This window comes from Klebsiella sp. JB_Kp031 (assembly GCF_040064295.1).
GTDB lineage: Bacteria > Pseudomonadota > Gammaproteobacteria > Enterobacterales > Enterobacteriaceae > Klebsiella > Klebsiella quasipneumoniae.
Genome location: NZ_JBEAJW010000040.1, coordinates 218,030 through 230,349 on the forward strand (window position 1 = coordinate 218,030; position 12,320 = coordinate 230,349).

13 protein-coding genes are annotated in these 12,320 nt (G+C 59.5%); 7 read left to right on the forward strand and 6 right to left on the reverse strand.

All coding sequences use genetic code 11. The annotated features are described in order from the left end of the window. The first annotated feature begins 327 nt into the window (after positions 1 to 327). Positions 328 to 1,548: an MFS transporter gene (locus ABLV64_RS20805; protein ID WP_348842974.1), complete on the forward strand. Its 1,221-nt coding sequence runs from the start codon at positions 328 to 330 to the stop codon at positions 1,546 to 1,548. Here the strand turns inward: ABLV64_RS20805 and ABLV64_RS20810 are convergent, their stop codons facing one another. Then, complete coding sequence (locus tag ABLV64_RS20810; protein WP_023291237.1) at positions 1,549 to 2,106, reverse strand: DcrB family lipoprotein; 558 nt, start codon at positions 2,104 to 2,106, stop codon at positions 1,549 to 1,551. Positions 2,107 to 2,179: 73 nt separating this feature from the next. Beyond that, positions 2,180 to 2,845, reverse strand: a complete 666-nt coding sequence (locus ABLV64_RS20815) for a 7-cyano-7-deazaguanine/7-aminomethyl-7-deazaguanine transporter (protein WP_004202088.1) — start codon at positions 2,843 to 2,845, stop codon at positions 2,180 to 2,182. A gap of 206 nt (positions 2,846 to 3,051) precedes the next feature. Here ABLV64_RS20815 and tusA point away from each other — a divergent pair, with 206 nt between their 5' ends. Beyond that, complete coding sequence (gene tusA, locus ABLV64_RS20820; protein ID WP_002920858.1) at positions 3,052 to 3,297, forward strand: sulfurtransferase TusA; 246 nt, start codon at positions 3,052 to 3,054, stop codon at positions 3,295 to 3,297. A gap of 177 nt (positions 3,298 to 3,474) precedes the next feature. Here tusA and zntA read toward each other — a convergent pair whose 3' ends face one another. Beyond that, positions 3,475 to 5,685 carry a Zn(II)/Cd(II)/Pb(II) translocating P-type ATPase ZntA gene (gene zntA / locus ABLV64_RS20825; RefSeq protein ID WP_182937068.1) on the reverse strand — a complete coding sequence of 737 codons (2,211 nt, stop codon included), beginning with the start codon at positions 5,683 to 5,685 and terminating at the stop codon, positions 3,475 to 3,477. Between the two features lie 78 nt (positions 5,686 to 5,763). Next, on the reverse strand, positions 5,764 to 6,390 hold the full coding sequence (locus ABLV64_RS20830) for a lysoplasmalogenase (RefSeq protein WP_004202090.1): 627 nt from the start codon (positions 6,388 to 6,390) through the stop codon (positions 5,764 to 5,766). A 150-nt stretch (positions 6,391 to 6,540) separates the two neighbouring features. On the opposite strand from ABLV64_RS20830, the gene ABLV64_RS20835 reads away from it, so the two are divergent. Continuing rightward, on the forward strand, positions 6,541 to 6,891 hold the full coding sequence (locus ABLV64_RS20835) for a DUF2500 domain-containing protein (protein ID WP_323068446.1): 351 nt from the start codon (positions 6,541 to 6,543) through the stop codon (positions 6,889 to 6,891). 13 nt (positions 6,892 to 6,904) lie between these two features. On the opposite strand, the gene ABLV64_RS20840 is transcribed toward ABLV64_RS20835, so the two are convergent. Further along, on the reverse strand, positions 6,905 to 7,180 hold the full coding sequence (locus ABLV64_RS20840) for a DUF1145 family protein (protein WP_004202092.1): 276 nt from the start codon (positions 7,178 to 7,180) through the stop codon (positions 6,905 to 6,907). Continuing rightward, positions 7,170 to 7,766: a 16S rRNA (guanine(966)-N(2))-methyltransferase gene (rsmD, locus tag ABLV64_RS20845; RefSeq protein WP_283091043.1), complete on the reverse strand. Its 597-nt coding sequence runs from the start codon at positions 7,764 to 7,766 to the stop codon at positions 7,170 to 7,172. The genes ABLV64_RS20840 and rsmD overlap by 11 nt, the downstream gene beginning before the upstream one ends. A gap of 182 nt (positions 7,767 to 7,948) precedes the next feature. On the opposite strand from rsmD, the gene ftsY reads away from it, so the two are divergent. The 4 genes from ftsY (at position 7,949) to rpoH (ending at position 12,311) form a co-directional block, all read left to right on the forward strand. Further along, positions 7,949 to 9,472 (forward strand): signal recognition particle-docking protein FtsY, encoded by a 1,524-nt coding sequence (gene ftsY / locus ABLV64_RS20850; protein ID WP_062914635.1) that lies wholly within the window; start codon positions 7,949 to 7,951, stop codon positions 9,470 to 9,472. Between the two features lie 2 nt (positions 9,473 to 9,474). After that, the gene (gene ftsE, locus ABLV64_RS20855; protein ID WP_004202097.1) at positions 9,475 to 10,143 is read left to right on the forward strand and encodes a cell division ATP-binding protein FtsE; all 669 of its coding nucleotides are present in this window, start codon (positions 9,475 to 9,477) and stop codon (positions 10,141 to 10,143) included. Then, entirely contained in the window at positions 10,136 to 11,188 is a 1,053-nt protein-coding gene (gene ftsX, locus ABLV64_RS20860) for a permease-like cell division protein FtsX (RefSeq protein WP_040178039.1), read from the forward strand. The genes ftsE and ftsX overlap by 8 nt, the downstream gene beginning before the upstream one ends. A 268-nt stretch (positions 11,189 to 11,456) precedes the next feature. Next, complete coding sequence (gene rpoH / locus ABLV64_RS20865) at positions 11,457 to 12,311, forward strand: RNA polymerase sigma factor RpoH (protein WP_002920815.1); 855 nt, start codon at positions 11,457 to 11,459, stop codon at positions 12,309 to 12,311. The last annotated feature ends 9 nt before the right edge of the window (positions 12,312 to 12,320 follow it).

The window sequence follows — 12,320 nt, forward strand, 5'->3', positions numbered from 1 at the left end:
TTGTTCTGTCAGATTTAAATCTTCATCTGTATTTATAAATATGACAGATGGATATTCTAATGTTATTGAAATATTAAAATTCTGATAAACAATGAGGCGCTATCAGGGCAGCGATGAAGTATATGTAATTTAACCCTGACCAGGCAATAGCGACAATCATTAATATGCATGTATATATTTCAACTGAGTAAAGCCGACAAATCGTCGCGGAATTTGCGGTGATGGGCATGGCGATGTCGCCGGTCCGGCTATTACTATCGGAAGGCTGCTTTTCAACGGAGGTCGTGGTAATAGTGGTTCTATGTTATAGAACTCTGGTGGAACCTGATGCCCGAATCCGTCGCCGAACCGGCGCTCAATGGACTGCGCCTTAATCTGCGGATTGTCTCCGTCGTCATTTTTAACTTTGCCAGCTATCTCACCATCGGCCTGCCGCTGGCGGTGCTTCCCGGCTATGTGCATGATGGGATGGGCTTTAGCGCTTTCTGGGCCGGCCTGGTGATTAGTCTGCAATATTTCGCCACGCTGCTCAGCCGCCCGCACGCCGGGCGTTATGCTGACCTGCTGGGGCCCAAAAAGATCGTTGTCTTCGGCCTCTGCGGCTGCTTTTTAAGCGGCCTGAGCTACCTGCTTGCCGCCTGGAGCAGCGGCTGGCCGCTGGTTAGCCTGCTGCTGCTATGCCTCGGGCGGGTCATTCTCGGTATCGGCCAGAGTTTTGCCGGCACCGGCTCGACGCTGTGGGGCGTCGGCGTTGTTGGGTCGCTGCATATCGGGCGGGTGATCTCGTGGAACGGCATTGTGACCTACGGGGCGATGGCGATGGGCGCCCCGCTCGGCGTGCTGTGCTATTCGTACATTGGCCTCAGCGGCCTGGCCTGGGTCATTATGGCGGTTGCGCTGGCGGCTATCCTCTGCGCGCTGCCCCGCGCAGCGGTGAAGGCGGCGAAAGGCAAAGCGATGTCGTTTCGCGCGGTGCTCGGGCGGGTGTGGCCCTACGGCATGGCGCTGGCCCTGGCCTCCGCCGGTTTCGGGGTTATCGCCACCTTTATCACGCTGTTTTATGAGGCCAAAGGCTGGGACGGGGCGGCCTTCGCCCTGACGCTGTTCAGCTGCGCGTTCGTTGGCGCGCGGCTGCTGTTTCCCAACGCCATTAACCGCTTCGGCGGGCTGAACGTGGCGATGCTCTGCTTTAGCGTGGAGATCATCGGCCTGCTGCTGGTCGGCTTTGCTGATACGCCGCTGCTGGCGAAAATCGGCACCTTGCTTACCGGGGCCGGGTTCTCGCTGGTCTTTCCGGCGCTGGGCGTGGTGGCGGTGAAAGCGGTGCCGCAGCACAACCAAGGGTCGGCGCTGGCCACCTATACCGTGTTTATGGATTTGTCGTTAGGCGTCACCGGGCCGCTGGCCGGCTTGCTGATGGCGTGGACCGGGATCCCGGTGATATATCTGGCGGCGGCAGGTCTGGTGATGGCGGCGCTGCTGCTGGGCTGGCGGTTAAAAAAACGGCCCCCGGGTGGCGAACCGGAGGCCGTCGCACCAGGCCAGTAATTACTGGATGGTGAGGGTGCTGATGATGCTTTCCGCTTCGGTCTGCGCCTGCTGCTGGTTGTCCGCCGGCAGGGTGACCTGCAGGGTCAGCAGTTTGTCATCCACTTTGCCGAGCAGTACGGAAGACCACGCGGTCTGCCCCTTGGCGGAGATGATGCTGTCCAGCTGCTGCAGGGTATGACCTTTGATCTCAAGCGACTTATTGCTCACCACCTGCAGCTGCGGGTCGCGGCTACGCTGCTGATCTTCCAGGCGTTTCGCCAGCACCGCCAGGTCTTCATTGGTGCTGTCGCCGACGATGACGATGACTGCTTTCTGGCCGGTGGCGTCAGAATAGACGTGCATGTTGTTCGCCTGAGTACCCAGTTTGCCGCTCTGGTCGGCCATACCCGCAGGCAGGGTGAAGCTCAGTTTGCCATCCAGCAGGCTGATCGCCTGGCCGCTGGTGTTGCTCTCCGCTGCTGCCCCAACGGTTGGCGCTTTTGAATCGCTGTTATCGCAGGCGGCAAGCCCCATCACCAGCAGGCCAATACCGACATATTTAACCAAATTGCGCATTGACATCTTCCTTTCGATAAACGGCCACTAATGGCTCATCCGGGTATCTTAACACATCAGTCCGCGAGTACCTTTAACTCGGCTGCAATGCCGACAAATCAGATTTATCCGCCAGCCTTTTCAACAGCATATTTAACAGCACGCCGTACATCGGCAGGAAGAAAATGATGCTGATAAGCACTTTAAAGCTGTAGTCGACGAGGGCGATTTCCCCCCAGTGAGCGGCCATAAACGGATCCGGGCTGCGCCAGAAGGCGATGAAGAAGAACGCTACGGTATCGCTGATGTTGCCGAACAGCGTCGAGGCGGTGGGGGCCAGCCACCAGTGACGGCTCTGCCGCAGGCGGTTGAAGACGTGGACGTCAAGGATCTGCCCCAGCGCATAGGCCATAAAGCTGGCGATGGCGATGCGCGCGACGAAGAGATTAAAGGTGCCCAGCGCGGCGAAGCCCTGCCACTCGCCCATGTAAAACAGGGCGGAGATGGCGTAGGAGATGACCAGCGCCGGGACCATCACCGCAAAAATAATGCGTCGCGCCAGCGGTGCGCCAAAAATTCGCACCGTCAGATCGGTGGCGAGGAAGATAAACGGAAAACTGAACGCGCCCCAGGTGGTATGGAAACCAAAGATGGAGATCGGCAGCTGAACCAGATAGTTGCTGGAGGTAATCACCAGCAGATGAAATAGCGAAAGCCAGACGAGCGCTTTTTTGCGCTGTACGGTAGTAAACGGATTCATATTGTGACCTTTTTATGCCCGTCATGCTTCAGGTAAATGAGCAATCGGCAGCGGAACGTTGGGGTGAGGGAACCCAATTAAAAACGGCTGCATGATACTGCGTTGCCGGCGTAATGCAATGGTTGTTTTTCGCGCAAACGTTAACCTGGCTTGCGTACTGGCGAGCAGGGGGTAAACTAGGGCCGTTTTGTTGACGTGAGACTAAAATGAGCGAACTTTTCTCCACTCCTGACCACACTCTGGATGCCCTGGGACTCCGCTGCCCGGAGCCGGTCATGATGGTGCGTAAAACCGTGCGGACGATGCCGGTGGGCGAGACGCTGCTGATTATTGCTGACGATCCGGCCACCACCCGCGATATCCCGGGATTCTGCCGCTTTATGGAGCATGAGCTGGTGGCCCAGGAAACCGAAGCCCTGCCGTACCGCTACCTGATCCGCAAAAGCCACTGAGCCTCTCCCGGATGGCGGCGCGCAGCGCCTTATCCGGGCTACCCCGTTGTGCCGTTATGTTGTCTTTTGCCGGGTGGCGGCTGCGCCTGACCCGGCCTACGTCCCTAAGCCTCTCCCGGATGTTACGGAACCGTAGCCCTGCTAAGCGTAGCGCGAGCAGGGAAGCCGGTATCTATGCTACAACTTCTTACGCAATAACCGCAGCGCGTTAGCCGTTACCAGCACGGTGGCGCCGGTATCCGCCAGCACCGCCAGCCACAGACCGGTCAGGCCGAGCAGGGTGGTGACAAGGAAAATCCCCTTCAGCCCTAAGGCAATCGCGATGTTCTGGCGGATATTGGCGTGAGTCGCCCGCGCCAGGGAAATCATCTGCGCCAGGCCGGTCAGACGGTTGTGGGTCAGCGCGGCGTCGGCAGTCTCCAGCGCCACGTCGGTACCGCTGCCCATGGCGATGCCGATGGTCGCCGCTTTCATCGCCGGGGCGTCGTTGATACCGTCCCCGACCATCGCCAGCGGCGCATCGGCATTCAACGCCATCACCGCTTCGACTTTGTCCGCCGGCAGCAGGCCGGCGCGGAATTCCAGCCCCAGTTCGCTGGCAATGGCCGCCGCGGCGCGCGGGTTATCCCCGGTGAGGATCACCCCCTGCACCCCCAACTGGTGTAAGGCATCCACTGCCTGACGTGCGTCGTCGCGCAGGGTGTCGCGCAGCGCCAGGATGCCGAGAAGCGTCTCGCCGCGCATGACCAGCACCACCGTTTGCCCGGCGCTCTCCAGCTGCTGGATCTGCGCCTCATACTCTGCCGGGGCGGCTTTGCTGGCCGCGCAGATTAAAATCCGGCTGCCGTTGACCTCGGCTTCGATACCGGAACCTGCCAGCGCCCGCTGGCCGCTGGCCAGCGGAATGCTCAGCTGGCGCCGCTGCGCTTCTCGGACGATGGCCTGCGCCAACGGATGGCTGGAGCCTTGCTCCACCGCCGCCGCCAGCGCCAGCAGCGCGTTATCGTCATTCTCAGCCGTGGCGATGACCGAGGTCACCTGCGGCTGCCCGACGGTCAGGGTGCCGGTTTTATCGAACGCCACCTGGCGCACCTGGCCCAGCTGTTCCAGCGCCGCTCCGCCTTTGATCAGCGCCCCGCGTCGGGCGGCGACCGCCAGGCCGGAGGTGATGGCCGCCGGGGTGGAGATGACCAGCGCGCACGGGCAGCCGATCAACAGCAGCGTTAAGCCTTTATAGATCCATGGCAGCCAGGCGCTGGCGAAGAACAGCGGCGGGACAATGGCCACCAACAGGGCCACCACCATAATGGCCGGAGTGTAGATCCGGCTGAAGCGGTCGATAAAACGCTCGATCGGCGCCCGACGTTCCTCCGCCTCTTCAATCAGCTTCAGGATGCGGTCGATGGCGCTGTCGCCCGGTTCGGAGATCACGGTCAGCTGCACCAGGCGGTCGACGCTGGTGGCGCCCGCCGCTACCCGTTCTCCGGCCTGGCGCTCCACCGGCACCGACTCGCCGGTCAGGGCGCTTTCATCAAAGCTGGCAAACGGCGACAGCAGTTGTCCATCCGCCGGCAGACGCCCGCCGGCAGCCACTTCAATCACATCTCCGGGACGCAGGTCACGCTGGGCGACGGTTTCCCGCACGCCGTTGCGCAGACGGATGGCGGTGTCGGGCTTCAGCGCCATCAGCGCGCTCACGCCCTGCCGCGCGCGGCTGGCGGCCCAGCCTTCGAGACGCTCGCCGATCAGGAACAGTAGCAGGACCATCGCCGCCTCTGCGGTGGCGCCGATAAACAGCGCTCCGATGGCGGCGACGCTCATCAGCGTTTCAATGGCGAACCAGCTCCCGCTTTTGATCAGGCGCATCGCCTGGCGGGCAACCGGCCACAGGCCGACCAGGGTGGTGGCAACAAAGGCTAACTGACCGGCGGGGTGGTTGGCCTGCTCCAGCCCCCAGCTCAGGGCCATCATAATGACCAGCGTCAGCAACGGTAAATTGTCGCGCAGCCGCGAGCCCTGCGTTTTCTCTGACGCGGGGGCATCGGCATCGCGCAGCGTATAGCCTGCCTGACGTACCGCCTGCTCAACCTGAGCGCGAACGTCGCCTTCGGCGTTAACCAATAATTTTTCCGTGGCGAACAGCACCTGAACCTGACTGACGCCGGGCACCTGACGAATCGCCGTTTCCACCTTGCGGGCGCAGGCGGCGCAGTCCATGCCGGCAACCTGCCAGCTGTAGCGGGCGTCGCTAAGCGCTTCGGCGGCTGGTGCGGTCTCTGCGGCGCAGGCGTGGTCTGTGCAGCAGCTCTCCGCCGGGGCGGGCGCTGGCCGCATGGTGAATGACGAGAATTGTGGGACTTTTTTATCCTGCGCGTCTGGAGTCGACATGGCACCCTCCGGTAAATGATAATTTTCTCATTAGCCGTAGGATACACTCTGGAGTCGACTCCAGAGTCAAGGACTAAATTACAGGTACAGCGCGCGCACGATGAGGAAGTGGCCGGCAAAGTAAAACGCGGCGGCAATGGCGTTATCGGCGCGGAAACGGCGACGATAGTGACTTACCAGCCACACGGCATTGCTCAGCAGCAGCAGAGCGGCGCCGGCGAAACCGGACAGCGCGGTGTCGGTAGGGCGGGCAAACCATAGCTCACCGGCCAGCCAGACCATCACCAGCGTCATGCCGATAAAGGTTAGCACCGGCATTTTCATCTCTTCCAGGCGGCTCCAGATCACCGCCATCAGCAGGGCGCCGAATACCAGCAGCACCAGCGGCAGCGGCCAGAAGAACGACAGCGTCAGCTGGCTGGCAAACCAGATGGTATACAGCAGATGCGACAGGAAGAAGGCGCCCACCGCGTACATCACCCGCTGGCGCGGCAGCAGGGTGAGGGCGTCGCCGAGCAGCGAGGCGCACAGGCCAGCCAGCACCAGGTAGCTGATGGCATTGAACATCGGCGCCTGCCAGGCCAGCAACAGCAACAGAATCAGGGTGACAGGTTTAAATACCCAGCGTCGCCAGGCTGGCCCGCGATAGGATGCATCGACATAAAGCCATGCGGAGAAACAGACAGCAATAAATGACCAAAGCATAGTAAGTCCCTGTATCTGTTATCATAAAGAAAGTTACGGATGCGTGAAGCTACCACTCAGTGTAGTGGTTTGGCGCAGCAGATGACAATGTTATTCCAGTCGCAGTATGCTGATTCCTGATATTTTTTATGGGTAACCTTAATGAGTAAAATGCCGCTCTTTTTTGTTCTGGTCGTCGCGGTGATTGTGGTGGCGGCTTCGTTTCGCTATGTGCAGCAGCGCCGCGAAAAACTGGCGAACGACGCCGCGCCGGTGTTGCAAAAGCGGGTGATCGTCAGCAATAAGCGGGAAAAAGTGATTAACGATCGGCGTTCGCGCCAGCAGACGGTGACGCCTGCGGGCAGCGAGATGCGCTATGAAGCGAGCTTTCGCCCTGATAACGGCGGGCTGGAGGTGGTGTTTCGCCTTGACGCGCCGCAGTATCATGCGCTGAGCGTCGGCGATCGCGGGATGTTGAGTTATAAGGGCACAGCGTTCGTGGCGTTTACGCCCGATCCCTGAGCCCTTGTCAGGACTATTTCTTCAGCGTCGCCTTCAGTTTTTTCTGCCAGGCGACGAGCTCAAACACGCCGAAGATAAAAATGCGGATTTGCTCAAAGCGGCCCAGCGGCGGGGCATCTTTCGGCTGCGTCGCCTTGAGCAGCGTCAGCTGCAGACCATGCATCAGGATCATAAAAATCAGCGCGACGTTGACGAAGATATTCAGCGGCTTCGGGAAGGGCTGAAACAGATTCAATAACAGAAAGGCCCAGACGCACAGCATCAGCAGGCGGCCTAAATTAATCAGCATGGTTCTCTCCTTGGGCCTCACGTTGGTAAAGACGGTACGCGACCTGTCCGGCCACTTTTTCACGATACAGATGCCAGTTTGCCGGTACCGGCGGTAAACCGTTTTCGACTTCGCTTTCGACGTACACCAGGGCCTCATCGGCCAGCCAGCCCTGCGTTTCCAGCAGGCGCAGCGTCTCCTCCAGCAGCCCGTGACGGAACGGTGGGTCGACGAAGACGATCTCATGCGGCGTGCCCGGTTGGCTCAGGAAGCTGAGGGTGTTGGTCGCGATCACCTTGCCGCGATCCGCTTTCAGGGTGGCCAGGTTTTTTTGCAACTGCTGAGCGACGCCGCGCTCCATCTCCAGTAGCGTAGTGCTGGCCGCATAGCGGGACAGCGCCTCAAGCCCCAGCGCGCCGCTGCCGGCAAAGCAGTCGAGGCAGTGCGCGTCAACGATGGACGGCGCCAGCCAGTTAAAAAGGGTTTCGCGAACCCGGTCGGTGGTCGGCCGCAGGCCCGGGCTCTCCGGCACCGGTAATTTACGGCCGCGCCATTGCCCGCCGATGATGCGGATCTGACCGCTGCCCGCGTGGTTTGGTTTTTTCATCTCTCTGCTCAAGTCTCAACTTCCGGCCTGCTATTCTAGCGATCGACGGCGGTTGACGAAACCTTAATCCGGGGGCGGTGCTGCGAGTTAAGTTAAGTGATAGACTATCCAACTAATTTCATCATTTTTTCAGCTTCTGATGAAGCTGCGCCATGAATAAACAGCGAGGAGTGTGGTCGCAAATGGCAAAAGAGAAAAAACGTGGCTTCTTTTCCTGGCTGGGCTTTGGACAGAAAGAACAGGCACAGGAAACCGAGACTGAACAAAAAGTAGAAGAACAACAAGCGGTTGCCGATGAGACGCCGGCGGCGGCAACCCCTGCCGAGCCGAGCGCGCCGAAAGCAGACCCGGAGGCGTTTGCCGAAGAGGTCGTCGACGTCACCGAGACGGTGGTCGAAAACGAAAAGGCCCACCTTGCGGAGCCTGCCAGCGCGCAGGAAGAAGAGTGGGTGGAAGCGCCTGCTCTGACCGAAGAAGCGCCTGTTGTTGAACCGGAGCCCGCGGTCAGCGAACCGGTTGAACAGCCTGCGGTGGTTGAGTCGCTGGCGGAAGAGGTTATCGCCGAACCGGTGGCGGCGGAGGTCGTGGCTGAGCAGCCTGTAGAGGATGCTGTTGCCCAGCCGCAGGAGACGGAAGCGCCGGAAGAGGACGCGCCGTTAAGCGATGAAGAGCTGGAAGCGCAGGCGCTGGCGGCCGAGGCGGCAGAAGAGGCGGCGGTGGTGGTGCCGGCGCCAGAAGACGAGGCGCCGGTGGAAGAACTGGCCCAGGAGCAGGAAAAACCGACGAAAGAAGGCTTTTTTGCCCGCCTAAAACGTAGTCTTCTGAAAACAAAAGAAAATCTCGGTTCCGGATTTATCAGCCTGTTCCGCGGTAAGAAGATCGACGACGATCTGTTTGAAGAGCTGGAAGAGCAGCTGCTGATCGCTGATGTCGGGGTGGAGACCACCCGCAAGATCATTACTAACCTCACTGAGGGCGCCAGCCGTAAGCAGCTGCGCGATGCGGAGGCGCTGTACGGCCTGCTGAAAGAAGAGATGGGTGAGATTCTCGCCAAAGTGGATGCGCCGCTGAACGTTGAAGGCAAAACGCCATTTGTTATTCTGATGGTCGGCGTGAACGGGGTGGGGAAAACCACCACCATCGGCAAGCTGGCGCGTCAGTTTGAGCAGCAGGGCAAAACGGTGATGCTGGCGGCGGGGGATACCTTCCGTGCGGCGGCGGTAGAACAGTTGCAGGTCTGGGGGCAGCGTAACAATATCCCGGTGATCGCCCAGCACACCGGCGCCGATTCCGCTTCGGTGATTTTCGACGCCATTCAGGCGGCGAAGGCGCGCCATGTTGATGTGCTGATTGCCGATACCGCCGGGCGTCTGCAGAATAAATCGCACCTGATGGAAGAGCTGAAGAAGATCGTCCGGGTGATGAAAAAGCTGGACGTCGACGCGCCGCATGAGGTGATGTTAACCATCGACGCCAGCACCGGGCAGAATGCGATTAGCCAGGCCAAACTGTTCCATGAGGCGGTAGGTTTGACCGGGATCACCCTGACCAAGCTGGATGGCACCGCCAAAGGCGGCGTGATCTTCTCGGTGGCCGACCAGTTCGGCATTCCGATTCGCTATATTGGCGTCGGCGAGCGTATTGAGGATCTGCGTCCGTTTAATGCGGGCGACTTTATTGAGGCACTTTTTGCCCGAGAGGATTAAGAATGATTCGCTTTGAACAAGTCAGCAAAGCCTATCTCGGTGGGAGACAAGCGCTGCAGGGGGTGAACTTCCACCTGCAGCCGGGCGAGATGGCGTTTCTGACCGGCCACTCCGGCGCAGGGAAAAGTACCCTGCTGAAGCTTATCTGTGGTATCGAACGGCCCAGCGCCGGCAAAATCTTCTTCAGCGGTCATGAAATCAGCCGCCTGAAGAGCCGTGAGGTGCCGTTCCTGCGCCGCCAGATCGGCATGATTTTCCAGGACCACCATTTGCTGATGGATCGCACCGTGTATGACAACGTGGCGATCCCGCTGATTATCGCCGGCGCCAGCGGCGATGACATTCGTCGCCGCGTCTCGGCGGCGCTGGACAAGGTCGGGCTGCTGGACAAAGCGAAGAACTTTCCGATTCAGCTCTCCGGCGGCGAGCAGCAGCGCGTGGGGATCGCTCGCGCGGTGGTCAACAAGCCGGCGGTACTGCTGGCGGATGAACCGACCGGTAACCTCGACGAGGCGCTCTCGGAGGGGATTTTACGTCTGTTTGAAGAGTTTAACCGCGTCGGGGTGACGGTACTGATGGCCACGCACGATCTGGGGCTTATCTCCAGCCGTCCGTACCGCGTGCTGACGCTCAGCGACGGCCATCTGCATGGAGGCATTCGGGGTGAATAAGCGCGACGCAATGAACCAAATCCGCCAGTTCGGCAGCAAGTTCGATCGCCTGCGCAACGCGGCGGGCGGCGGCGGCGGGCGCAATGCGCCAAAACGGCCGAAAGCGGCGCCTAACCCGGCCTCGCGTAAGAGCAACGTGTTCAACGAGCAGGTGCGCTACGCCTGGCACGGCGCGCTCCAGGATTTAAAAAGCACACCGCTGGCCACCTTCCTGACGGTGATGGTTATCGCCATCTCGTTGACCCTGCCAAGCGTCTGCTACATGGTCTACAAAAACGTCAGCAGCGCGGCGTCACAGTACTATCCCTCGCCGCAGATCACCGTGTATCTGGAAAAAACGCTGGATGACGACGCCGCGGCGCGGGTGGTAGGTCAGCTGCAGGCGGAGCAGGGCGTCGACAAGGTGAACTATTTGTCACGTGACGAGGCATTGGGTGAATTCCGTAACTGGTCCGGCTTTGGCGGCGCCCTGGATATGCTGGAAGAGAACCCGCTGCCGGCGGTCGCCATCGTGGTGCCGAAGCTGGATTTCCAGAGCACGGAAGCGCTGAATACCCTGCGCGATCGGGTATCGCGGATCCAGGGGGTCGATGAGGTGCGGATGGACGACAGCTGGTTTGCCCGCCTCTCCTCGCTCACCGGGCTGGTGGGCCGCGTGTCGGCGATGATTGGCGTGCTGATGGTGGCGGCGGTGTTCCTGGTGATCGGCAACAGCGTGCGCCTGAGCATCTTCGCCCGCCGCGATACCATTAACGTGCAGAAACTGATCGGCGCTACCGACGGCTTTATCCTGCGTCCGTTCCTCTACGGCGGGGCGATGCTGGGCTTCTCCGGCGCGTTTTTATCGCTGATCCTGTCGGAGATTCTGGTGATGCGTCTCTCGTCGGCAGTGACCGAAGTGGCGAAGGTGTTCGGCACCCAGTTTGAGCTAAGCGGCTTAGGCTTTGACGAGTGTCTGCTGATGCTGATCGTCTGCTCGATGATCGGCTGGGTAGCCGCCTGGCTGGCGACAGTGCAACATTTACGTCACTTTACTCCCGATTAAAAAAAGCGTGATATAATCTTTCCCTGCTGCAATGAGTTCCTGTTCGCAGGGAAAGATACGCAAGCTTGTTCTCCTTTTCCTGCCCTCACTTTTTCATCGTGGTGTCACATTTTGTGCGTAATTTATTCACACCGTTGCATGGAACTTGTGGATAAAATCACTGTCTGATACTAATGTGAGTGATATTCTCGTTGCTCATAAATGCTGGCATGCTTGTTGCCTGATGGGGACAAGACCACGTCAGAAGATATCAATTGAGAGGATTTGAATGACCAAAGAAATGCAAACTTTAGCTTTAGCCCCCGTTGGTAACCTGGAATCGTATATCCGGGCCGCTAACACTTGGCCGATGCTGTCGGCTGATGAAGAGCGGGAGCTTGCTGAAAAGCTGCATTACCAGGGCGATCTGGAAGCAGCGAAAAAGCTGATTCTGTCTCACCTGCGCTTTGTTGTTCACATTGCTCGTAACTACTCGGGCTATGGCCTGCCGCAGGCGGATCTGATCCAGGAAGGCAATATCGGCCTGATGAAAGCCGTGCGTCGCTTCAACCCGGAAGTGGGTGTGCGCCTGGTCTCCTTCGCCGTGCACTGGATTAAAGCCGAAATTCACGAATACGTGCTGCGCAACTGGCGTATCGTGAAGGTCGCTACCACCAAAGCACAGCGTAAGCTGTTCTTTAACCTGCGTAAAACCAAACAGCGTTTGGGTTGGTTCAACCAGGATGAAGTGGAAATGGTGGCCCGTGAGCTGGGCGTGTCGAGCAAAGACGTCCGCGAGATGGAATCCCGTATGGCGGCCCAGGACATGACCTTCGACATGTCGTCCGACGATGAGTCCGACAGCCAGCCGATGGCGCCGGTCCTGTATCTGCAGGACAAAACGTCAAACTTTGCCGACGGCATCGAAGACGATAACTGGGAAGAGCAGGCGGCGAATAAGCTGACTGACGCGATGCAGGGCCTGGACGAGCGTAGCCAGGATATCATCCGCGCCCGCTGGCTGGACGAAGACAACAAGTCCACGCTGCAGGAGCTGGCTGACCGCTACGGCGTCTCCGCAGAGCGCGTGCGTCAGCTGGAAAAGAACGCCATGAAAAAACTGCGTGCGGCGATCGAAGCCTGATACGCCACC